The 21936-nt window shown below is 55.9% G+C and carries 20 protein-coding genes, 1 tRNA gene and 2 pseudogenes; 16 read left to right on the forward strand and 7 right to left on the reverse strand.

The window, feature by feature from the left end:
* Nucleotides 1-10: 10 nt before the first annotated feature.
* Complete coding sequence (locus KO539_RS08325) at nt 11-661, reverse strand: protein-L-isoaspartate O-methyltransferase (RefSeq protein WP_034788761.1); 651 nt, start codon at nt 659-661, stop codon at nt 11-13.
* A 168-nt stretch (nt 662-829) separates the two neighbouring features.
* Nucleotides 830-1480 (reverse strand): TetR/AcrR family transcriptional regulator, encoded by a 651-nt coding sequence (locus KO539_RS08330; RefSeq protein ID WP_034788763.1) that lies wholly within the window; start codon nt 1478-1480, stop codon nt 830-832.
* Between the two features lie 351 nt (nt 1481-1831).
* Here KO539_RS08330 and KO539_RS08335 point away from each other — a divergent pair, with 351 nt between their 5' ends.
* Entirely contained in the window at nt 1832-2701 is an 870-nt protein-coding gene (locus KO539_RS08335; protein ID WP_219308338.1) for a head GIN domain-containing protein, read from the forward strand.
* 70 nt (nt 2702-2771) lie between these two features.
* A complete protein-coding gene (locus KO539_RS08340) occupies nt 2772-3044 on the forward strand; it encodes a YkgJ family cysteine cluster protein (protein ID WP_219308339.1) in 273 nt (90 codons plus the stop codon).
* 36 nt (nt 3045-3080) lie between these two features.
* Here KO539_RS08340 and KO539_RS08345 read toward each other — a convergent pair whose 3' ends face one another.
* On the reverse strand, nt 3081-3317 hold the full coding sequence (locus KO539_RS08345; protein ID WP_152598787.1) for a hypothetical protein: 237 nt from the start codon (nt 3315-3317) through the stop codon (nt 3081-3083).
* A gap of 148 nt (nt 3318-3465) precedes the next feature.
* Between KO539_RS08345 and KO539_RS08350 the strand changes: the two genes are divergently transcribed.
* From KO539_RS08350 to rfbD, 8 genes are all read left to right on the forward strand, one after another.
* A complete protein-coding gene (locus tag KO539_RS08350) occupies nt 3466-4236 on the forward strand; it encodes a DeoR/GlpR family DNA-binding transcription regulator (protein WP_257626137.1) in 771 nt (256 codons plus the stop codon).
* 33 nt (nt 4237-4269) lie between these two features.
* Entirely contained in the window at nt 4270-5418 is a 1149-nt protein-coding gene (locus KO539_RS08355; protein WP_219308341.1) for an MFS transporter, read from the forward strand.
* A gap of 154 nt (nt 5419-5572) precedes the next feature.
* Nucleotides 5573-6418 (forward strand): undecaprenyl-diphosphate phosphatase, encoded by an 846-nt coding sequence (locus KO539_RS08360; protein WP_046684440.1) that lies wholly within the window; start codon nt 5573-5575, stop codon nt 6416-6418.
* 6 nt (nt 6419-6424) lie between these two features.
* Complete coding sequence (recQ, locus tag KO539_RS08365; protein WP_035822620.1) at nt 6425-8248, forward strand: DNA helicase RecQ; 1824 nt, start codon at nt 6425-6427, stop codon at nt 8246-8248.
* On the forward strand, nt 8248-8742 hold the full coding sequence (locus KO539_RS08370) for a hypothetical protein (protein WP_035822625.1): 495 nt from the start codon (nt 8248-8250) through the stop codon (nt 8740-8742). Before recQ ends, KO539_RS08370 begins: the two co-directional genes overlap by 1 nt.
* Before the next feature lie 44 nt (nt 8743-8786).
* Nucleotides 8787-9764, forward strand: a complete 978-nt coding sequence (locus KO539_RS08375; RefSeq protein ID WP_219308342.1) for a LysR family transcriptional regulator — start codon at nt 8787-8789, stop codon at nt 9762-9764.
* A 162-nt stretch (nt 9765-9926) separates the two neighbouring features.
* A complete protein-coding gene (locus KO539_RS08380; RefSeq protein ID WP_219308343.1) occupies nt 9927-11213 on the forward strand; it encodes a Glu/Leu/Phe/Val dehydrogenase in 1287 nt (428 codons plus the stop codon).
* Nucleotides 11214-11404: 191 nt separating this feature from the next.
* A complete protein-coding gene (gene rfbD, locus KO539_RS08385) occupies nt 11405-12277 on the forward strand; it encodes a dTDP-4-dehydrorhamnose reductase (RefSeq protein WP_211548418.1) in 873 nt (290 codons plus the stop codon).
* 16 nt (nt 12278-12293) lie between these two features.
* Here the strand turns inward: rfbD and galE are convergent, their stop codons facing one another.
* From galE to KO539_RS08400, 3 genes are all read right to left on the reverse strand, one after another.
* Nucleotides 12294-13313, reverse strand: a complete 1020-nt coding sequence (gene galE / locus KO539_RS08390; RefSeq protein ID WP_219308345.1) for a UDP-glucose 4-epimerase GalE — start codon at nt 13311-13313, stop codon at nt 12294-12296.
* 149 nt (nt 13314-13462) lie between these two features.
* The gene (gene trmB / locus KO539_RS08395; protein ID WP_219308347.1) at nt 13463-14143 is read right to left on the reverse strand and encodes a tRNA (guanosine(46)-N7)-methyltransferase TrmB; all 681 of its coding nucleotides are present in this window, start codon (nt 14141-14143) and stop codon (nt 13463-13465) included.
* Nucleotides 14144-14235: 92 nt separating this feature from the next.
* Nucleotides 14236-14309 (reverse strand) — tRNA-Gly (locus KO539_RS08400).
* 816 nt (nt 14310-15125) lie between these two features.
* On the opposite strand from KO539_RS08400, the gene KO539_RS08405 reads away from it, so the two are divergent.
* The 6 genes and pseudogenes from KO539_RS08405 to KO539_RS30120 form a co-directional block, all read left to right on the forward strand.
* Complete coding sequence (locus tag KO539_RS08405) at nt 15126-16214, forward strand: DUF6056 family protein (RefSeq protein ID WP_219308349.1); 1089 nt, start codon at nt 15126-15128, stop codon at nt 16212-16214.
* Nucleotides 16215-16309: 95 nt separating this feature from the next.
* A pseudogene (locus KO539_RS08410) lies at nt 16310-16502 on the forward strand (transposase); the annotation flags it as partial.
* Between the two features lie 3 nt (nt 16503-16505).
* The gene (locus tag KO539_RS08415) at nt 16506-16820 is read left to right on the forward strand and encodes a hypothetical protein (protein WP_219308351.1); all 315 of its coding nucleotides are present in this window, start codon (nt 16506-16508) and stop codon (nt 16818-16820) included.
* Between the two features lie 988 nt (nt 16821-17808).
* On the forward strand, nt 17809-19305 hold the full coding sequence (locus KO539_RS08420; RefSeq protein WP_219308352.1) for an MBOAT family protein: 1497 nt from the start codon (nt 17809-17811) through the stop codon (nt 19303-19305).
* On the forward strand, nt 19305-20435 hold the full coding sequence (locus tag KO539_RS08425) for a hypothetical protein (protein WP_219308354.1): 1131 nt from the start codon (nt 19305-19307) through the stop codon (nt 20433-20435). Before KO539_RS08420 ends, KO539_RS08425 begins: the two co-directional genes overlap by 1 nt.
* Before the next feature lie 281 nt (nt 20436-20716).
* Nucleotides 20717-21025 (forward strand): annotated as a pseudogene (locus KO539_RS30120) (transposase); the annotation flags it as partial.
* 44 nt (nt 21026-21069) lie between these two features.
* On the opposite strand, the gene KO539_RS08435 reads toward KO539_RS30120, so the two are convergent.
* A complete protein-coding gene (locus KO539_RS08435; protein ID WP_219308356.1) occupies nt 21070-21864 on the reverse strand; it encodes a hypothetical protein in 795 nt (264 codons plus the stop codon).
* Nucleotides 21865-21936 lie beyond the last annotated feature (72 nt).

A 21936-nucleotide genomic window follows, 5' to 3' on the forward strand; every position in this document is an offset into this window, starting at 1 on the left:
ATCGGTCGCCTCAGAACTGGAAATGCGACGGTGCCACGGCTTGCAGCGGCGTGACATTGGTTTCAAACAGCTTGCGCGTGTCGTAAGCCTTGTCCGAGCTGCGCGTGATCAGGTGCGCCGACATGATCGGCGCTTCGCCGATGATGGCCAGGATGCGGCCGCCGACTTTCACTTGTTGCAACAGTGCTTCCGGCAACACGGCCAGGGCGCCGGACACGACGATCACGTCGTACGGTGCGCCCTTGCTCCAGCCTTGCGCGCCGTCGCCCAGTTCCACGGTGACGTTCGTCACGCCGTTGGCGGCCAGGGTCTGCTCGGCCAGGGTTTTCAATTGGGGAACGATTTCCACGCTCGTCACATGACGTGCCTTGTGCGCCAGCAAAGCGGCCATGTAGCCGCTGCCGGTGCCGATTTCCAGCACATTTTCATGCTTTTTGACGGCTACGTCTTGCAAAATGCGCGCTTCCAGCTTCGGCGTCAACATGCATTCGCCGCCGCCCAGCGGAATTTCGGTATCGACGAAGGCCAGGTTTTTATAGGCGGCCGGCACGAAATCTTCACGCTTGACCACGTTCAACAGCTCCAATACGTCGATATCCAGTACGTCCCATGGACGGATCTGCTGTTCGATCATATTGAAGCGGGCTTGTTCGATATTCATCTTTGGACTCGGTAAGTGAAGTAATAATCCGCCATTTTATCGTTGAACTGGCTGAAAGCACATGTTAACCATAAAGACGGGGAATGGAGGAAATTTGCGACGATCTGCAGATTTGAGGGGGCGAACCTTGGATAGGGGCAACTGAACGGTAGAGGCAAGCGCCGCATGTCAACTTTTCCCGGGCGCCTCCACCTGCAGGCTGCGCAAACTCATGTCGATAAAGGCATCCATGTAGGCGATCGGATCGATGTTCTTGACCTCGCACGGCAGGAAGGAGTGCGTCCACATCATCAGCATGGTGACGGGGGCGCTGAGGATGGTGCTGACCAGCACGGGATCGACCTGGCGGAATTCGCCGCGCTGCATGCCCCGCTCGAGCAGGCTGACGATCAACCCATTGCCGCGCGTGACGACTTCTTCGTTGTAAAACTGCGCCAGTTCCGGGAAATTGTTCGCTTCGGCCAGCATCAGCTTGGTCAAGCCGGCCAGCTTGGTGGCGCCAAACTCTTCCCACCATTGCATCATCACCTTGCGCAACAACTCGGCGCTGCTGCTGTCCGAGGCGGCCATGCTGTCTTCCGCCTCGCCGATCGACTGCACGATATTGTCGCGCACCACGGCCTTGAATAGCTCTTGCTTGTTCTCAAAGTACAGGTACAGGGTGCCTTTCGACACGCCGGCCCGTTTGGCCACATCCTCCAGGCGCGTCGATGCGAAGCCCCGTTCGACAAACAGGTCGAGGGCGGCGGCGAGCAATTCCTGCGGGCGGGCATCCTTGCGCCGCTCCCAGCGGGGCTTGGTATCAATCGGGGCTTGCATGTATCTTTCCAAGTAACTTACTTTTGAGTCATTAATGGTAGACCGGTCTACCGTCAAGGTCAAGCGCGGGGCATCGCCCGGCATCCCGAACACAGGCATTGTACCCTCCGTGCCGGCGTTGGCGGCACCGCCCTCTGGCGCCGGACCTGCGGCGCCGGGTGAAGCAGAATGCGTTTCAGCCCCCATTTTGCGCAGTTCATCGCATTTCCCTGCAAGCCAAGGTATCGCCTTGCTATCTTCTCATCGACAGCACGGCAGCCGCGGCGCGGCAGCCGGCTTTTTCTTGTCCTGAACTAAGCAAGTACGCATAAATTCTTGGTACTTACTTAAAACAATCATAAAGGAAACACCATGCGTACCTTGCTGGCCCTGTGCTGTGCCGTTGCTCTTGGCGGTTGCGCCATCGTCATCAACCCCAACGATGGCGAAGTGCGCTATGCCGATTCAAGCGGCAATGCCATCCAGGGCAACGGGCAAGTGAGCCGCGACGTGCGCCAGGTCAGCAACATCAGCGCGCTCGACATCGACAACATGAAGCGCATCGACATCAAGATCGACGTGCGCGTCGGCCCGACGGCATCGCTGGTGATCGAAGCGGACAGCAATCTGCAGCCGCAGATCCACAGCGACGTGAGCGGCAATACCCTGCGCCTCTGGAGCGATACGAACATTCGCAGCAGCAATGGCATCCACGTCATCTATACGACGCCGCAATTGAAGAAAATCAATATCTCGGGCTCGGGCCGCCTGGTGGTCAGCGGCCTCAATGGCGATGATTTCAGCCTGGAGCAGCGCGGTTCGATGAAGAGCGAACTGTCAGGCACGGTGGGCCGCTTCGGCGTGACCAACGGTGGCTCGGGCAGCATCAACGCGGCGGCCCTTGCCAGCGGCAATACGGACGCGGCGCAAAACGGCTCGGGCAGCATCCAGCTGGGCAGCGTGCGTGGCGAGCGCATCAACGTGGCCGTCAACGGCTCGGGCAGCATCAGCGCCAGCGGCGCCGTGCAGCGCCTCGACGCCAACGTGAATGGCTCGGGCGATGTCAACCTGGCGGCCCTGCGCAGCGACGTTGCCTATCTGGCGAGCAACGGTTCCGGCGACATCGACGTCACCGTCCAGAGTGAAGTCAACGCCCGCGCCAGCGGTTCCGGCCGCATCACCGTGCATGGCGATCCGGCCCGCCGCACCCTGTCGGGCAAGCGCGTCAGCATCGTGCGCTAAACACACCCTGGCGACGCATGGGAGCCGGCTTGCTATACTGTCGGCTCCTCACCCGCCCGTCTGAAATCCCATGTCACCATCCGCCACCCTGGCATGCCGTCCATCGTGCGGCGCCTGCTGCACCGCACCGTCCATCACCAGCCCGATTCCCGGCATGCCGGATGGAAAACCGGCGGGCGTGCGCTGCATACAGCTGGCCGACGACAACCGCTGCAAGATCTTTGGCCAGCCGCAGCGGCCCGCCTTTTGCGGCGGCTTGCAGCCATCGGCAGAGATGTGCGGCGACAGCCGCGAACACGCGGTGCACTGGCTGGCCGAGCTGGAACGGCTGACGGCGCCCTGAGCGGCGCGACGAACGGCGTCCCTGCCTGCCCCGTGCTCAGCGCGCGTCCTCCGCTTCCTCGGCGTCGCGCTGGCGCTTGTATTCCAGCAATGTGGCAATCCCGAAATAGATTAACAGCAGGAACACGGAATCGCGTGCATCGCTCCAGCCCAGCGTGCCATTGCGCAAGTAATGCAGCGCGTTCAACACGATCATCATGCCCAGGATCAACCATCCACTGCGGCGCAGGGCGCGGCCCGGCAAGCTTGCTTTGAAAGAAGTAACTGAAAACATGGCTTTCCTTATTTCATTCCATTTTTTACAACACTAACAGAGTTTATATTTTTTCGGCCATATTTGACGGAAGCATAGCGTACGCTTGACTCCATCTGCACGTTTACGTATATTCATGCACATTCCTGCACGTTTCAAACATATACCGATGTCCGCCACCCTGCTCCTCAAACAACGCCACGCGCTGATCCAGCAACAATTGCATGCCGATGGACGCGTGCTGGCGCTCGATCTGGCGCGCCAGCTCGACGTTTCCGAAGATACGATACGGCGCGATCTGCGCGAGATGGCGGCGGCCGGCCTGTGCCAGCGCGTGTATGGCGGCGCCCTGCCGCTGGCGCCCGACGGCGGTACCTTGACGCAGCGCAAACAGGAAGCGCCGGAACGCAAGGCGCGCCTGGCGCAGGCCGCCGTGTCACTCGTGCGCGCGGGCCAGGTGCTGTTTTTTGATGCGGGCTCGACCAACCTGGCCATCGCCAGCGCCTTGCCAGAGTTGGCGCTCACTGTCATCACCAACGCACCAGCCATTGCCATGGCCCTGATGGAGCGTCCGGAAATCGAACTGATCATGGCTGGCGGCCGGGTCGACCGCCGCGCCGGCGCCAGCCTGGGGCCGCAAGCCTTGCGCACGGTCGAGCGCATGCATCCCGACCTGTGCTTCCTCGGCGCTTGCGGCGCCGATGCGGACGCGGGCGTGACGGCCTTCAATTACGACGAGGCCGAGTTCAAGCGCAGCATCGCCGGCGCCAGCAAGGCGGTGGTGGTGGCCGTCACCAGCGACAAGCTGGGCACGGCCGCACCGTTCGGCGTGCTGGCCACGGGCTTGCTGCAGCACCTGGTGCTGGAAGCCGATGCCGGCGCCGCCCATGTGGCCGCCTTTGAACGGCTGGGCGTGCAAGTGCTGCGCGCCCGCGCCTGATTTTATCCACCCCGACCTTTGAAAAGTTCCATCATGCATCTCACCGGCACCCTGCAACAACGCGCCACGCGCCTGGTCTTCTTCGCCGCCGGCCTCGGCATGGCCGCCTGGGCACCGCTGGTTCCCTACGCCAAGTCGCGCCTGGGCCTCGATGAAGCCACTCTCGGTATTTTGCTGCTCTGCCTGGGCGCCGGCTCGCTGTGCGCGATGCCGTTTACGGGCATGCTCACGGCACGCTTCGGCTGCCGCAAGGTCATCGCCGGCGCCGGCCTGCTGCTGACCGCCATCTTGCCCGGCCTGGCGCTGGCCGCCACGCCGCTGCAACTGGGCCTGGTGCTGCTGGTGTTTGGCGCGGCCATGGGCACCTTCGACGTGGCCATCAATATCCAGGCCGTGATCATCGAAAAAGCCAACGGCGGCGCCATGATGTCGGGCTTTCACGCCCTGTTCAGCGTGGGCGGCTTCGCCGGCGCGGCCTGCATGGCCCTGCTGCTGTGGCTGGGCCTGACGCCGGCCTGGTCCTGCGTGGTGGTGATGCTGCTGCTGTGCGGCGTGCTGGGCGCGGCGCAAGGCCATCTGCTGCCGACGGCGTCCGCCTCCGGCGAAAAGACGCCGCTGTTCGTCATGCCGCATGGCGCCGTCATTTTCATCGGCTTGCTGTGCTTTATCGTCTTCCTGGCCGAAGGCGCCATCCTCGACTGGAGCGCCCTGTTCCTCACCACCACGCGCGGCGTGGAAGAAGCCAAGGGCGGTCTCGGCTACGCCGCCTTCGCCATCGCCATGACGGTCGGTCGATTTACAGGCGACAAGGTGGTCAGCCGCTTTGGCGGCAAGCGGGTGCTTACTTTTGGCGGCCTGTGTGCAGCGGCAGGCTTCTTCCTGGCCGTCATGGCGCCGCACGCCAGCCTGGCCATGCTCGGCTTCGTGCTGATCGGCCTGGGCGCGGCGAACATCGTGCCCATCCTGTTTACGGCGGCGGGCAATCAGCATGCCATGCCAGCCAGCCTGGCCGTGGCGGCCATCACCACCATCGGCTACGCGGGCATCCTGGCCGGCCCGGCCGTGATCGGCTTCGTCGCCCACGCCACCAGCCTGAATATCGCTTTCGCCATGCTGGGCGCCGCCCTGCTGCTGGTGGCGGCCAGCGCGCGCCTGGTGGCGCCGGCAAAACAGGCTTCCTGAAGCCTCCCCTCGCCTGGCGGACGGCGCTAAAAAAGCGCCGCCCAACTGCGCCCAAATAAGGTCCGCGGGCCTGCGGCATGGTAAGCTTCGACCCCGCGCACATTGCGGGCGCCGCACACTCACCCCATCCTGCCACTTATACCCGTTTATACCTATGGATCTCATTCTTGCGTTAAAAGCCATCATCATGGGGCTGGTCGAAGGTTTTACCGAATTCTTGCCGATTTCGTCCACGGGTCACCTGATCCTGGCCGGCAGCCTGCTCGACTTTACCAAGGATGTCTCGAAAGAGGTCATGGATGTCTTCGAGATCGCCATCCAGGCCGGCGCCATCCTGGCCGTGTGCTGGGAATACCGCCAGCGCATCGGCAGCGTGCTGACCACCTTCGGCAGCGAAGCCAAATCGCGCAAGTTCGTGCTGAACGTGGCCATCGCCTTCCTGCCCCTGGCCATCATCGGCCTGGCCATCGGCAAGATGATCAAGCATGCGCTGTTCAAGCCAGTACCGGTGGCCATGGCCTTCATCATTGGCGGCATCGTGATCTTGCTGGTGGAGCGCCGCGCGCGCACCAATCCCGTCACCGTGCGCGTCAACTCGGTCGATGAAATGACGCCGTTCGACGCTTTGAAAGTGGGCTGCGCGCAGGCGTTCGCGCTGATCCCCGGCACCAGCCGCTCCGGCTCGACCATCATCGGCGGCATGCTGCTGGGCCTGTCGCGCAAGACGGCCACCGAATTCTCGTTCTTCCTGGCCATCCCCACCCTGCTGGCGGCCACCGCCTATTCTCTGTACAAAGCGCGCGACATCCTGTCGGCCACCGACGTGCCACTGTTCGGCCTGGGCACCGTGTCCGCCTTCATCTCCGCCTTCCTGTGCGTGCGCTGGCTGCTGCGCTACATCAGCTCGCACGACTTCACGTTTTTTGCCTGGTACCGCATTGTGTTCGGCTTGCTGGTGTTGGCCAGCGCCCACTACGGCTGGGTTGTTTGGGCAGAATAAGGCACTATGAATCAAGATCTTAACCAGCGCGCGCTGCACCTGCTGCAAACCGTTTTCGGCTACCCGGCCTTCCGCGGCCAGCAAGCCGACATCGTCGACCACGTCAGCCATGGCGGCGACGCGCTGGTACTGATGCCCACGGGCGGCGGCAAGTCGCTGTGCTATCAGATTCCCGCGCTGCTGCGCGATGGCGTCGGTGTCGTCGTCTCGCCGTTGATCGCGCTGATGCAGGACCAAGTGGACGCTTTGGCCGAAGTCGGCGTGCGCGCCGCCTTCCTCAATTCCACGCAAACCTACGAAGAAGCGAGCCGCATCGAACGCCTGGTGCGCACGGGCGGCATCGACGTCGTCTACGTGGCGCCCGAGCGCCTGATGACGCAGCGCTGCCTGGACCTGTTCCAGGCCTCGAAAATCTCCCTGTTCGCCATCGACGAGGCGCACTGCGTGGCCCAGTGGGGTCACGACTTCCGTCCCGAATACATCAAGCTGTCGGTGCTGCACGAGCAGTTCCCGGACGTGCCGCGCATCGCGCTCACGGCCACGGCCGACCCGCAGACGCGTGCCGAAATCGCCCTGCGTTTGCAGCTGGAAGACGCGCGCCAGTTCGTCTCGTCCTTCGACCGCCCGAACATCCGCTACCAGATCGTGGAAAAGGCGAATGGCCGCAAGCAGCTGCTCGACTTCATCAACACGGAACACACGGGCGACTGCGGCATCGTCTACTGCCTGTCGCGCAAAAAGGTCGAAGAGACGGCGGAATTTCTGAACCAGAGCGGCATCCGCGCCCTGCCGTATCACGCCGGCATGGAGTACGCCAAGCGCAGCGCCAACCAGGCGCGCTTCCTGCGCGAAGAAAACATCGTCATGGTCGCCACCATCGCCTTCGGCATGGGCATCGACAAGCCCGACGTGCGCTTCGTCGCGCATCTGGATCTGCCGAAAAGTATCGAGGGCTATTACCAGGAAACGGGGCGCGCGGGCCGCGACGGCATGGCCGCCAACGCCTGGATGGCGTATGGCTTGCAGGACGTGGTGCTGCAGCGGCGCATGATCGACGAGTCCGAGGCCGACGACACTTTCAAGCGCGTGCTGGGCGTGAAACTCGACGCCATGCTGGGCCTGTGCGAAACGCTCAGCTGCCGCCGCATGCGCCTCCTCGAATACTTCGGTGAACCGGCTTCGCCGTGCGGCAATTGCGACACCTGTTTGGTGCCACCCGTGTCCTTCGACGGCACGGTACCCGTGCAAAAACTGCTGTCGGCCATCTACCGCGTCGACCAGCGCTTCGCCGGCGGCCACGTGATCGACGTGCTGCGCGGCGTGGAATCGGAACGCATCAAGACCTGGCACCACGATTCGCTGTCCGTCTTCGGCATCGGCTCGGATCTGGGCGAAGCGGAATGGAAGTCGATCCTGCGCCAGGCCATCGCGCTGGGTCTCGTCTCGGTCGACCATGAACAATACAGCTCGCTGAAACTGACGGACGCTTCGCGCCCCGTGCTCAAGGGCGGCCAGAAAGTGCAGCTGCGCCAGTACCAGAAACCGGTGAAAACCAGCAAGCGCAGCACCAGCGTGGCGAAGGGCTATGTCGAGACGGATCTGTCCACCAGCGAACAGGCGATCTTCGACAAGCTGCGCTGGTGGCGCGTGGAGACGGCGCGCACACACAATGTGCCGGCCTACGTCATTTTTGTCGACGCTACCCTGCGCGAAATCGCCAAGGCCAAGCCCACCTCGCTCGAGCAGATGCGCGGCGTGAGCGGCGTGGGCGAGAAAAAACTGGCCTCGTACGGCGACGAAATCGTCGCCATGATTCTGGAGATGATTTGATGGAAGATTTGATGGAAGCGCTCTCGCCGGACCTGATTTACCAGGCCGTGAAAATCCTCGGCGCCCAGCCCGACGCCGAAGATGCGGTGGAAGCACAAGTACGCGCCCTGGTGCAGGACGACCTCACCGTGCGCCGCCTGGCCGACGTGGTGCCGGAAGCCTTCGGGCTGGTGCTGGCGTCGCACCTTCCCGGCGCCGAAAACATGACCTTGCCCGATACGTTCTGCGCGCAGGACGACGACGGCGAATGGGTGGAGTTCCCCTTGCGCCGCGAGCCGATCTTTGTCGTCGCCGCCGATATCGCCCAGCACACCTTCCACAATGGCCCGCGCGCGCTGATACAAAACCTGGCCGACCGCAGCTCCCTGCTGGCGGCCATCAACAAGGCCCTGAATGCGGGCGGCTCGCTCGATGGCACGACCCTGGGCCCGCCGTCTTTCTTCGGCCTGCCCGCCGCGCTGTACCAGCCGGCGGCATCGCCCGAGACGCCCTGAGCACTGCACCTTGCCCCTGCCCTTGATAAGAGAACGCTGCCGCGATGGAAACCAAATGGCTGGAAGACTTCATCTCGCTCGCTGAAACGCATAATTTCAGCCGTTCCGCGGCCCTGCGCCACGTCACCCAGCCAGCCTTCTCGCGGCGCATCCAGTCGCTGGAAAACTGGCTCGGCATCGACCTGGTCGACCGCACGTCCTATCCGACGCGATTGACGCCGGCCGGCGCCGTGTTCTACGAGCAGGCGCTGGAAATGCTGGGACAAATCAATGGCGTGCGCGCCCTGTTGCGCGGCAAGCGCGCCGCCACGCAAACGAGCGTCGATTTCGCCGTGCCGCATACCCTGTCGCTGACCTTCATGCCGAAATGGCTGACGGCGCTGGAAGACGGTTTTGCGCCGATCAACAGCCGCCTGATGGCCCTGAACGTGCACGACGCCGTGCTGCAGCTGGTCGACGGTGGCTGCGATTTGTTGCTGTGCTACCACCATCCGCGCCAGCCGGTGCAGCTGGATACGGGCCGCTACGACATGCTGGTGATGGGCCGCGAAACCCTGCGCGCGTATGCGCGCTGCGGCCAGGACAAGGTGCCGGACTTCGTCCTGCCCGGCAGCGCCAAGGAGCCGCTACCCTTCCTTTCCTACACCAGCAATGCCTACCTGGGACGCATGGTGGAGCTGCTGCTGGCCGACGCCAAGGCGCCCCTGTTCCTGGAAACCTGCTACGAAACGGACATGGCCGAAGGCCTCAAAATGATGGCGCTGGAGGGACGCGGCATCGCCTTTCTGCCCGAATCGGCCGTCATGCGCGACGTCAAGTACAAGCATCTGGCGCGCGCCGACGGCGGCGCGCCAGGCTGGGAAATCGAGCTGGAAATCCGTTTATATCGCGAGCGCCCATCGAGCCTGCGCCCTGGCAAGCAGATCGTCGAAAGCCTGTGGCAGTACCTGGTGCAGGCGCAGGAAGGCAAGGCGCGCGCCAGCAAGCGCCGCAAACGCGCCACCGAGGCCGTTCAGTCCTGACTGGCAATCCTGACAATACAACTATGCAAGAAATGCATAACCGGATGCGCACAAAGCATTGGCCCGGGCATGAGGCTATCGCCTACGATGCGGTTCCGCTGCGCGCAGCTGCATCTCGGCTGTGCCTCTAACGTATTCGTATTGTCCAGGAGCTTATCAAGCATGACCAGCAAGCACGCACTTCCTTCCTACCTCAATCCTGAAGACCTGGGCCCATGGGGCGTCTACCTCGAGCAGATCGACCGCGTTACGCCGTACCTGGGCAACCTGTCGCGCTGGGTGGAAACGCTGAAGCGTCCAAAGCGCATCCTGACGGTCGACGTGCCTATCGAGCGCGATGACGGCACCATTGCCCACTACGAAGGCTACCGCGTGCAGCACAATTTGTCGCGCGGTCCGGGCAAAGGCGGCGTGCGCTTCCACCAGGACGTGACCTTGTCGGAAGTGATGGCCCTGTCGGCCTGGATGACGGTCAAGAATGCAGCGGTCAACGTGCCATACGGCGGCGCCAAGGGCGGTATCCGTGTCGATCCGAAGACCCTGTCGCGCAACGAACTGCAACGCCTGACCCGCCGCTACACGAGCGAGATCAGCATGATCATCGGACCGAACAAGGATATCCCGGCGCCGGACGTCAACACGAATGAACAAGTCATGGCGTGGATGATGGACAGCTACGCCATGATCGGCGGCAATATGTCGACCGGCGTGGTGACGGGTAAACCAATTTCGCTGGGCGGCAGCCTGGGTCGCCGCGATGCGACGGGCCGCGGCGTGTTCGTCGTCGGTTGCGATGCGGCCGCCAAGGTCGGCATGTCGCTCGAAGGCGCGAAAGTCATCGTGCAAGGTTTCGGCAACGTGGGCGGCGTCGCTGCCCGCATGTTCGCTGAAGCCGGTTCGAAAATCGTCGCGGTACAAGACCACAAGACCACCGTCGTGCATGCCGGCGGCCTGAACATCCCGCAATTGCTGGCACACGTGGCCGAAGTGGGCAGCGTCGAAGGCTTCCCGGGCGCCGAGGCATTCGTGCCACGCGAAGATTTCTGGGGCATCGATTGCGACATCCTGATCCCGGCCGCACTGGAACAGCAGATCACGGCCGAACGCGCACAAGTCATCCGCGCCAAGATCATCCTGGAAGGCGCCAACGGCCCGACCCTGCCGGCAGCGGACGACATCCTGACCGACCGTGGCGTGCTGATCGTGCCGGACGTACTGGCCAACGCCGGCGGCGTAACCGTCAGCTACTTCGAGTGGGCGCAGAACTTCTCGAGCTTCTTCTGGACGGAAGAAGAAATCAACAGCCGCCTGACCCGCATCATGCGCGAAGCGTTCGACGCGGTATGGCAAGTGTCGCAAGAGAAGAAAGTGTCGATGCGTACCGCCACCTTCATCCTGGCATGCACGCGTGTTCTCCAGGCTCGTGAAGTGCGCGGCCTGTATCCTTAATAGCTGCTTTTGACGCCATTGGGTTGATGGCGCTCTAAAAAAAATCCCGCCACACTTGCGTGTGAGCGGGATTTTTTATGGGCGGCGCATGGCAACTCTCACCAGACAAGGCACCGAAAAACTAGCGGGCTATTCACTCAATCCAGCCGCCTTCAGGCATACTATTGGCACCAATATAGACAGGAATACTCATGAGCCGAATTTTAATCTCCGGAAGAACTGGCCAGGTAGGCTATGAGCTCGAGCGCAGCCTGCAAGGCTTGGGAGAAATCATCGCGCTTGATCGCAGTCAAATGGACTTGAGCAATCTGCAACAGGTGCGGGACGTCATTCGCACTGTGAAGCCTACGCTGATCGTCAATCCTGCGGCCTACACCGCGGTCGATCAGGCGGAACGTGAACCGGAACTTGCACTGCGCATCAATGGCGAGGCACCTGGTGTCATGGCTGAAGAGGCCAAGAAGCTTGGCGCCACATTGATACATTACAGCACCGACTACGTGTTCGACGGCAGCAAAGACATCCCCTATCTGGAAACGGATCCGACCTGCCCGCTGAATGTTTACGGCAGCAGCAAGCTGGCAGGCGAACAGGCCATTCAAGCCAGCGGCGTAGCCCATCTTATACTGCGCACCAGCTGGGTTTACAGCACGCATGGCAAAAACTTCCTGCTCACCATGCGCCGCCTGGCTCAGGAGCGCGACGCGCTGAACATCGTGTCGGATCAATTCGGCGCTCCCACATGGAGCCGTACCATCGCCGATACTACCGCGCACATCGTAGCGCAAAGCCTGGCCACAGCCGACCAGCAAGCGTGGTGGGACAAGCATTCCGGGCTCTACCATTTGACGGCACAAGGAAAAACCACGTGGTTTGGCTTTGCCGAGGCGATCATGGCCCATGCATCGGTCACGAAAAAGCCGCGGCTGACACCGATACTGGCATCCGAGTACCCGGTTCCGGCACAGCGACCAGCCAATTCGGTATTGTCGTCGCAGAAACTGATGGAGACTTTCTGCGGCTTGCCTAACTGGCAGGATGCATTAATGCTGTGCCAAAACTAGAGACATCAATCTTCTCTCAGGCTGCGTAGCCTTGCGGGTTCTGGTGCTGCCAGCGCCAGTGGTCGCGGCACATGTCGTCGATGTTTTTCTGCGCTTGCCAGCCCAGCAACTCCTTTGCCTTGTCGGCCGAGGCGTAGCAGCTGGCGATGTCGCCGGGGCGGCGCGGCACGATGTCATACGGCACCTTGCGGCCGCTGGCCGCTTCGAAGGCGCGCACGGTGTCGAGCACGCTGTAGCCGTGGCCCGTGCCCAGGTTGACGGTAAAGCCGCCCTCGGTGGAGAACAGGCGGTTCAGCGCGGCCACATGGCCCAGCGCCAGATCGACCACGTGAATGTAGTCGCGCACCCCCGTGCCATCCGGCGTATCGTAGTCGTTGCCGAAGACGGCCAGGCGTTCGCGACGGCCCACGGCCACCTGGGCGATGAAGGGCATCAGGTTATTCGGGATGCCGGCCGGATCTTCACCGATCAAGCCGCTGGCATGCGCGCCGACGGGATTAAAGTAGCGCAGCACGCCGACTTGCCATTGGGCATCAGCATGCACGAGATCCCCCAGGATCTGCTCGACCATCAGCTTCGAGCGTCCATATGGGTTGGTCACGGACAGGCGCGACGATTCCAGGGTCGGTAAGGCTTCCGGATCGCCATACACGGTGGCCGACGAGCTGAATACAAAACGCTTCACATTCGCCGCCGCCAGCACTTCCAGCAGGGCCACGGTGCCCGACACATTGTTGTCCATATACATGAGCGGCTGCGCCACGGATTCGCCCACCGCCTTCAAGCCGGCGAAATGGATCACAGCATCGATGGCGTGCTCGCGCAGGACGGCGGCCATGGCCGCGCGGTCGCGCACGTCCGCCTCATAGAAGGGCACGCTTTTGCCGGAGATGCGCTCCACGCGCGCCATCGCTTCGCGCGCGCTATTGCACAAATTATCCACCGCGACGACATCAAAGCCGGCAGCGAGCAATTCGACACAAGTATGCGAACCGATGAAACCGGATGCGCCGGTCACGAGTATTTTCTTGGACATAATATCAATCAATGCAAAAAAGATAAGACTACCGTAATTCGCCCACCTTGCCTAGCCAGCGCACGCTAGCGCGCGCATTAAAAAAGCCTGCGGCGTCGCCGCGGCAGGCTTGTTCTCGTGCAAACGGCACAGGTGGGCAAACCGCCAGATTATTTCTTGATGAACACCAGATCCCACACGCCATGGCCCAGCTTCAAGCCACGGTTTTCAAACTTGGTCAGCGGACGATACGCCGGTTGCGGCGCGTAGCCCTCAGCGCTATTGCGCAGTTGCGGCTCGGCGCCCAGCACGTCCAGCATTTGCACCGCGTAATCTTCCCAGTCGGTGGCGCAATGCAGATAGCCGCCCGGCGCCAGGCGATCGGTCAACTGCTTGACGAACGGCGACTGGATCAGGCGGCGCTTGTTATGGCGCGCCTTGTGCCATGGATCGGGGAAGAAAACGTGGATACCGGCCAGCGAATTGGCGGGAATCATGTGCGTCAGCACTTCCACAGCATCGTGCTGCAGCAGGCGCAGATTCGTCAGCGACTCTTCGCCGATCAGCTTCAACAGGCTGCCGACACCGGGCGTATGCACTTCAACGCCGATGAAATCCTTCTCCGGCATGGCCTTGGCGATATGCGCGGTCGTCGCGCCCATGCCAAAGCCGATTTCCAGGATCACGGGCGCCTTGCGGCCGAACACCTGCTCGAAATCTACCGATTCCTTGGCGAAAGGCAGCAGGAACTGCGGACCCAGGGTCTCGAGCGCGCGCGCCTGCGCAACGGAAAGCCGTCCCGCGCGGGTCACGAAACTGCGGATGCGGTGTTCGGTCGGATCGTACATCATCGGCCGCGCCGGGCCGTTTGCTGGGGTATCAGAAGACATGGGAATGGAGAAATAAGTGGCTGCGCCGCATCAAGCCAGGCGCCAGCGAAAAATGGAGCGGGTGAAGGGAATCGAACCCTCGTCGTAAGCTTGGGAAGCTTCTGCTCTACCATTGAGCTACACCCGCGAAGCCTGCATTTTACGCGGGTTTCACCGCTGTTGGCAACGTTGCAGCATGGTTGCTGTGCTCAAAGATGCGATGGCCAATGTCACCAAGGTATAATAGCTTGCTCAATAAGACGCACCGTCGCTACACGCATGCTCACACGCACCTATTCAATTAAACAAAAATATTTGTCTAACAGTTGCCTTGCAGCTCTGATAGACTTGTGCCAGCTAATATTACTGGCGCCTGCATAGGTGAATTAAATACGAGCATTAAAACAAGACATTGTAGAAATCTTTGGGTTTGCCCTGAATGACCTAAGTCAACTCGCTATTTAGTTTCGTATGATCATATTCCTCGTCGCAGCATGGCTCTGTTTCGCGCCAGAACCGTGCTTGACGAGTTGATCGCTGGCTTGACACCGCGATCGTCCTACCGTTTGCAGCACATCGCATAAACTTCACTCCATGAGCATACGCATTCACCCTCAAGCCCACACTTCCTCGAAAGTCCGGCAGGAAATCAAGGAATTGGGCTTGTCCGACCACGAGGCCGCCAAGGTCTTCAATATCACCCGTGCCACGGCCACCAAGTGGCTCAAGCGGGACGATGTACAACAGAGGGGCGCCTCTGACCTAATTTTTGCTGCAGTAATATATGACCTCGCTGAAAGCGTCGCAAATACGCTCATGCGTAATAGGTGGAAGATACGAAATCTTGCGCTTTAGGGATAAACTTATTTTCGACACTCTCTCTCAAAGGTTGGACATATATTGGAAAAATATATGTTTAAACCAGGACCAGACCACGATTTATTTTAAATAGTTATATTAAAAAATGATAAATAGCAAAGAAAGAAACTGGATTGCCCTTATAGGCATATATTTAATTACCCTGGCATGCAATGTAATTACTCCACTTTTATCTGATGATTTCGCGTATCAGAAATTTGGGCTCAATTTCGATGTGAAATTTAATCATTATCTTTCATGGAGTGGAAGGGTAGTGGCAGACTTTATAAGTTCCGGCATTCTACAATTTCCAGATAGAAATTTAATGTCTTTCGTAAATGCAATTCCCGTTGCAATTATAATATACATTGTAGTTTCAATAGGCAGAAAAAATAACAACGAGATATCTACAAGCGCGTTAATAGTATGTTTTTCCTCTTATATTTTATTCAATCCAGCGATAGCTCAAACCACATTCTGGATAGTTGGTGCCGCCAACTATCTATGGACTTCCATGTTCTGCATTATATATATATGGATGCTTTATCGTGTATTTGACCGAAAATATGATAATTTGCCAATAGCGATTTTCCTTTCTCTAATTGCCGGCTGCACAAATGAAGGCTCAAGTGCATCACTTGTTGCCTTGAGCTTCATTTTGATAGGCTATTCATTTTTTAAATGCCCGGAATTGCTATCAAGATTAATTACAATGGCAATTTCATTTTGTGTCGGCGCAGCCATCCTTATATTTTCACCTGGTAATAAAGCAAGAATGATGGCAAAAGATTTTGACTCATGGAGAACTATGTCTTTCCTTGAACATATTCAACTCCATCTTTTTGAAAGACTTCCCCAGACAAGCATTCCCATTGTTTTTTCTTTTATATTAATATTTGCATTGATAATAATTTCATTAGCTCTAAAAGTAAATACATCAAAATCCTCATACATTAAGTACGTTGTCATTCCATTGATTTTATCTTTATTTATGGCCATTATTTTATTTTTGGCTCCATTTTTTCCACCCAGATCTCTCAATATGACATTAATAGTGAATTTAATTCCAATAGGTTTTTTGATTACCCGATTGAATTCCTCAATACAAATTGCGATGGCAACCATATCCATAGCATTACTTGCATACTACATTCCTGGAATTTACGCAGATTTGTCAATAGGTAGAATCGGCTAAAGTTGCTCTAAAAATCCCTATATTGAGTAATCAATTTAGGGATTTCTAACTCTGCAGCAAACTACGCCCCGCACTGATGATGATCGGATGAAGGCATCGAATATGCGATCTACGACAGCCAGTCTATCCGTGCCTTGGTCGGCATTGATTTGGGTCGCGAGTCGGCACCGGACGCAACGACTTTGTTGAAGTTCCGCCAGCTACTTGCAGCCAATGGTGGTGTAAACGCGGCCATCAGGCCTGGTACACAGCGTCGTCGGCACAGCGGGCTGTGTCGCCGACGTGACCTAGGTGCATGCACTGCAGCATGGCGACAAAATTGTAGTGCTCGGCGACGCTGGCTATCATAAATTGCCAGTGAGTAAGCAGATTAAGCTGATCGGGATCAACCGCTCAAACGCCCACTATGAGGCACAGCCGGCTCGTGAGGCCGATCTGGAATTGATGCGCCGTATCGATGAATTGCACCTGGAGTTTTCATTCAAAGGCAGCTGGCGTGACAAAGTGTTGACCGAGCGAGTATGCCGCAGTCTCAAATGTAAAGATATCTATTGCGGGCATACGAATCGGTCAGCCAGGCACGTCGCTGAATCGGTCACTACCTGATGCTGTACAACCAAAAGCGTCTTCATTCGCGTCTGGCGGATCGGACACCGGATGAGATATACTTCGGGACGCTGCCAGCGATAAAATCGACGGCTTAACTGCTACAGCGATTCCACTTATAAAACGGGCTTCTCGGTCCAGACAAACGGAGCCACTTCTATCGCAGCGGCCAAGTGGGCATCAGTGATCAATTCGTCGTGCATCAAACATATGATTATCTATACAACAATAATGAGATAGGCGATTATGCATCTAACCACCTCAAAGCTGCTGGAACGCTCCCACAGACATCTGGTACAGGGTGCGTAGGAATGCTCGAGGACGCTGTGACAGATCTAGAATCATGAATTGCGAACTTGGCATTGTAGGGAACCTTAGGTCCATCCACGGTAAGTCAAACGGATGAAGTGAGTGTTGCGCACGTTATCTTCCCGTATATGGCGACTCCATCAGGAGTCGAACGACAAATGGCTGAAGTACCACAGCAGCAACAAACCAAACAGACCTTCTCGACCGAGCGCGACGGATTCTGAGGCAAAAGCCGAAGGAAAAATAAGCTGTATGCCCCCAAGGCCCCGAGGTCAAATATGTTGCCAGCGCCAAGAGTCCATATGAATTCAGCATGATGAAAGCGATAGTGATGATACACGATAAGAACTTGGTCGTTGGTACGCAGTGAATCCGGCGGATCATTTTGATAAGCATATACTTTGCGAGGTATTCAAACAGACATAACTTTTCTCTCGCGTCAAACTGCAAATGAAGTTTATCAACAAGAAGTAGTGCGTAGATAACAACTGTGTGCAGATTTGAAATCTAGACAGGAACGCGGCGTCATACGCGAGTTGAAAATGACGATCGAGGGTGCAGCTCCATATAGCCGAAGAATGCACAAGAATAAATCTACGGCAAAATCGCTTTTTATAAAAAATCTACAATTTACCTATTTGCCATGTGTTCTCCGGTGATAGGAGTTGTGAAAAACACGATGCTATTCAACTCTTTTAACTTCATCTTTCTGTATATACCAATCGTCCTTGCGGGATATTTTGCCCTAGGTAGATTCAGCCATCGATCAGCCATAGCATTTCTTGCAACAGCATCGCTGTTTTTTTATGGCTATTGGACATTAAAATATATCCCGCTGTTGTTAACATCAATTGCGTTTAACTACCTATCCGGCTCGCTAATTTCACGGCTCAAGGCAGGCAATAAAGGCACTCACAAAAATGCATATATTGCCCTAACAATCGCAGTTAGCTGCAATTTAGCACTGCTTGGATATTACAAATACACTGCATTTGTAATGGAGGCCTTGAGCAGCTTGTTGGGATATACATACACAGATCCACATATTGATCTGCCGCTTGGTATATCTTTCTTTACATTCACTCAGATTGCATTTCTAGTGGATGTTTACCGAGGTAAAGCGCACGAGCGAAATGTCGTTAACTATACTCTATTCATAACCTTTTTCCCGCATCTGATTGCCGGACCTATTTTGCACCATAAACAGATGATCCCGCAGTTCTATGATACTTCTCGAACGCGGCTTAAATCTTCAAATATTGCAATTGGACTGAGTATTTTTACGTTAGGACTGGCAAAAAAAGTTCTCATTGCCGACCAGGCCGCACCATTTGCGAACGCGGTATTTTCTGCGTCGACCAGTGGAAACGTAGCAATGTTTGATAGCTGGATAGGAGCATTGGCCTATACCATGCAGCTCTACTTCGACTTCTCGGGCTATTCAGATATGGCGATTGGTGTTTCCTTAATGTTAGGTATCAATATCCCAATTAATTTCTGGTCCCCGTACAAAGCTACCAGCATTATCGAATTTTGGCGTCGGTGGCACATGACCCTTTCGACATTCCTACGGGATTACCTCTACATCCCCTTGGGTGGAAATAAACATGGGGAGACGCGCCGAATTTTTAATTTATTTTTGACAATGCTTCTTGGCGGAATTTGGCATGGTGCAGCTTATACATTCGTGATATGGGGAGCTCTTCACGGCATTCTATTGGTATTCAACCATATTTACAGAAAGATAATTAAATCATTTAATCTAGAATGGCTTTCTGGTTTCGCTCCAGTAAAATTACTTTATTGGGCTATCACGATGTTTTGCGTGATCATTGCATGGGTATTTTTCCGTGCTGAATCGGTGAAATCTGCAGTAACTATTTTGAATTCAATGATTACCTACAATCAAAATCCGTCAATATTTTCAGAACTTGACCAAACAATTGCACTTGCTGTCATTGCCACGGCAACTGTGATAGTGCTTGGAGTTAGAAACACAGCAGAACTGTTTGGCTTGAATAAAGAAGGACAAATAGTTCAGGTCTGTTCTAATGCGCCATATAAATGGTCACAATCGCTTCCATGGGCAGCCCTCTTGGCTACCCTGTTCTTTTTCGGGATTGTGATGCAATTTGGAACCGATGCCCCTAACCATTTCCTTTACTTTCAGTTCTGATGAAAAGTACACGTCTTTATCTTCTATTTTTTTGTGGCGCGATTACTTTCCTGTCTGCGCAATATTATCTTTTCTTTTCTTATCAATTTGGAGCGCCAAATGAAGCACAATACTGGGTTGGTGAAGAGCAGGTTCTGAAGAACCATTTCGCTGCAAATACGGTCGGAAAAAAGGTCTTGATCGCGTCAGGATCAAATTCACTCTTCGGCGTGGACAGTGACAAAGTCTCTAAAATAATTGGTCGTCCAGTGGTGAATATGGCCATTTACGCTGGCATCCCAATAGATGGAATTTTCAATCAAATTGAAAAAGTTGCAAAACCTGGCGATTTGGTGGTTATGCCACTTGAATGGGAATACTATACCAGCAATTTTGACAAACCGAGTTCAGGCTGGATCAACGAAATATTCTCATGGAATCAAGATTATTTCGAGGCTTTATCATCATATCGAAGAATATTTTTTATTAGCTCGGTATCAATCAAAACGATATTGAATAATTGGTACAACAAGGTCAATTCCGACAAAATATTGAAGGATCATCCAGCAAGGAAATTAGCGTCAGAGTTGGAACTTCTTGAAAAATATTCGAAATGGCCAGGGCAGAAAGAATTTGCATACAGTTATTTGACCACCAATAAGCTTGGAGACATTGAAAATACCTGTGGGATGATCAGCACTAAAGTAAATTCCGGATATGGCATGGATGGACCATTAAACATATCATTTAAAACTTTAGCCTTTCTTAGAGAGAGAGTTAGCTACTTTTCCACTCTGGGAATTAGAGTCGTTTTCACGTTCCCTTCAACTGATAAGAACGAAAAATCGATGTCGGAGATTACTCAAAAAAACTTTAATGAAATTGGCAGAATTATGCAGGCCGCCAGATTACCGATAGTCGGAACCGTTAATAATTCGATGATGGCGAAGGAATTCTTCTTCGAAACTCCATATCATCTGAACTGCGAAGGTAGAACTATTCGCAGTGAAAATTTAGGCGAAGAAATACGGGCTTATCTTGCCAGCAGCAGCAATGACAACCAAAAAAATCAAAGTATGGCTGGGTACTTCGGTATTTTTAAGGAATGGAGTCGACATGTCATTAGGCAGTTTTCTCCTCCGGGCCATTAAAAAGCGGTCCGTGGAATAATCGGTAATTTCAGCTGACAGGTAGGCGGAGGGCAAGAAATGAGCACAAAACATCATGAGACGAATTGCTAGCCTCAGAAGGTTTTGATCTTGCTCTCCGTCAAATAGAACTTGACACTGCAAGTTGTACACTGCGTCGTTCCAATTCGGATGTAGTGCATCCTTTGCTTTGTATGCGTTTATGAAAACACTGATTAATTTATCGGACGTTGTTCCCTGCCGCCGCCTGACCTGAGACAATCACGGTATCACCACCATCTACCATGCAAAAGAGCTTTGCCGATCTTAATACGCCGCGAAGAAGAAGCTGACGCGGGGCGCCCGTCCAGGCCAAGATCGACAGCGTGAAGCCATGGGGCAATCTGCATCAAGCCATCGAGCTGTTCTATCCGAAGCTTGAGTGCGCAGGGCGCCCACCGATCGGACTGGTGCGCATGCTGTGCATGTACGTGGCCCAGCAATGCTTTGGTATGTCGGACGAAGGCATCGACGGTACGAACTACGACAGCCAATCCATTCGAGCCCTTGTCGGCATCGATCTGGACCGCGAGTCGGCGCCGGACGCGAAAACCCAACCACGCGCATCCAAATGGCCTTTTTCAGTCGTCTAAACTGCCTACTTGAATGCCATATTTGTTGTGGCAAAGCCTGGCGTCTTTAACCTGTCAAATATATCCAACAAGTCAGCGTCTGACCTGCAACCATCGCCAAAACCAAACGCGGCGGCAGCACGTTTGACAGATGGATTGTTGTTGGCAATCTGGCTGAGAAATATTCGAAAAGTGCGGGTATTTGTCAGGCTGTCAAGCCAATAAAACGCGTTTAAAATCAGGTCAGGTTTTTCAGTATCAAGCTGCCGCTGCATGGCATCAATCACACGGTCACGCGTAGTATTCGCACCTACCAATGACTGCGTCCGGTGCTTCGCCATCTGTAGATCGTGGTAGGCCATCAAAGCCACTTTTCCCATCGCAGTCTGAGCAAACCGTGGAATTTTTGGGACAATTTTTTCGTCGAATGTCACAATATATTTATCTTCGTTCCTGACAGGGTAAAAACGAACGCGGATGCGCAGCGGACGCTTATCGATGACCAGATAAAACTCATTAACCGGCAAGCACAGCATAACGATAAACTTGAGCTGGTACAGGTGGCAATGCAGACTCGCGGAAGACCTCATCAACAAGCTGAATGCGGCATTAAACGAGTCATCGAGCATGAAGAGCAGGATTCTACGAAATGCTCTGCCCATTGCTGCGCTGTTCCTGGCAGCGATATCATTGCTGCAATCGATATCCTGACTACCCAGGCAGACCAGCCCAACACCAATCGAATTCGACATACTGGAACGGCTGCGCTCTCCTCTGACGACGGGTATGACAAAGCGATGGATCAGATTGAGCGTCCGCATATGGGAGCGGACTCAATCGATGCCATGCAAGTCTAAGATGCAAACACCTGAATCGAACGCCGCTAGCAAATC

The organism is Janthinobacterium sp. NKUCC06_STL, from assembly GCF_019345455.1.
Taxonomy (GTDB): domain Bacteria; phylum Pseudomonadota; class Gammaproteobacteria; order Burkholderiales; family Burkholderiaceae_D; genus Janthinobacterium; species Janthinobacterium rivuli.

Excerpts from the sequence above, each read along its gene's own strand:
- KO539_RS08345 (WP_152598787.1), bottom strand. The coding sequence starts at position 3,317 with ATGTTTTCAGTTACTTCTTTCAAAGCAAGCTTGCCGGGCCGCGCCCTG.
- KO539_RS08355 (WP_219308341.1), top strand. The coding sequence starts at position 4,270 with ATGCATCTCACCGGCACCCTGCAACAACGCGCCACGCGCCTGGTCTTC.
- KO539_RS08420 (WP_219308352.1), top strand. The coding sequence starts at position 17,809 with ATGCTATTCAACTCTTTTAACTTCATCTTTCTGTATATACCAATCGTC.
- KO539_RS08340 (WP_219308339.1), top strand. The coding sequence starts at position 2,772 with ATGTCACCATCCGCCACCCTGGCATGCCGTCCATCGTGCGGCGCCTGC.
- KO539_RS08375 (WP_219308342.1), top strand. The coding sequence starts at position 8,787 with ATGGAAACCAAATGGCTGGAAGACTTCATCTCGCTCGCTGAAACGCAT.
- KO539_RS08405 (WP_219308349.1), top strand. The coding sequence starts at position 15,126 with ATGATAAATAGCAAAGAAAGAAACTGGATTGCCCTTATAGGCATATAT.
- galE (WP_219308345.1), bottom strand. The coding sequence starts at position 13,313 with ATGTCCAAGAAAATACTCGTGACCGGCGCATCCGGTTTCATCGGTTCG.
- KO539_RS08330 (WP_034788763.1), bottom strand. The coding sequence starts at position 1,480 with ATGCAAGCCCCGATTGATACCAAGCCCCGCTGGGAGCGGCGCAAGGAT.
- trmB (WP_219308347.1), bottom strand. The coding sequence starts at position 14,143 with ATGATGTACGATCCGACCGAACACCGCATCCGCAGTTTCGTGACCCGC.
- recQ (WP_035822620.1), top strand. The coding sequence starts at position 6,425 with ATGAATCAAGATCTTAACCAGCGCGCGCTGCACCTGCTGCAAACCGTT.
- KO539_RS08380 (WP_219308343.1), top strand. The coding sequence starts at position 9,927 with ATGACCAGCAAGCACGCACTTCCTTCCTACCTCAATCCTGAAGACCTG.
- KO539_RS08360 (WP_046684440.1), top strand. The coding sequence starts at position 5,573 with ATGGATCTCATTCTTGCGTTAAAAGCCATCATCATGGGGCTGGTCGAA.
- KO539_RS08370 (WP_035822625.1), top strand. The coding sequence starts at position 8,248 with ATGGAAGATTTGATGGAAGCGCTCTCGCCGGACCTGATTTACCAGGCC.
- KO539_RS08325 (WP_034788761.1), bottom strand. The coding sequence starts at position 661 with ATGAATATCGAACAAGCCCGCTTCAATATGATCGAACAGCAGATCCGT.
- KO539_RS08425 (WP_219308354.1), top strand. The coding sequence starts at position 19,305 with ATGAAAAGTACACGTCTTTATCTTCTATTTTTTTGTGGCGCGATTACT.
- KO539_RS08350 (WP_257626137.1), top strand. The coding sequence starts at position 3,466 with ATGTCCGCCACCCTGCTCCTCAAACAACGCCACGCGCTGATCCAGCAA.
- KO539_RS08335 (WP_219308338.1), top strand. The coding sequence starts at position 1,832 with ATGCGTACCTTGCTGGCCCTGTGCTGTGCCGTTGCTCTTGGCGGTTGC.
- rfbD (WP_211548418.1), top strand. The coding sequence starts at position 11,405 with ATGAGCCGAATTTTAATCTCCGGAAGAACTGGCCAGGTAGGCTATGAG.
- KO539_RS08435 (WP_219308356.1), bottom strand. The coding sequence starts at position 21,864 with ATGCGGACGCTCAATCTGATCCATCGCTTTGTCATACCCGTCGTCAGA.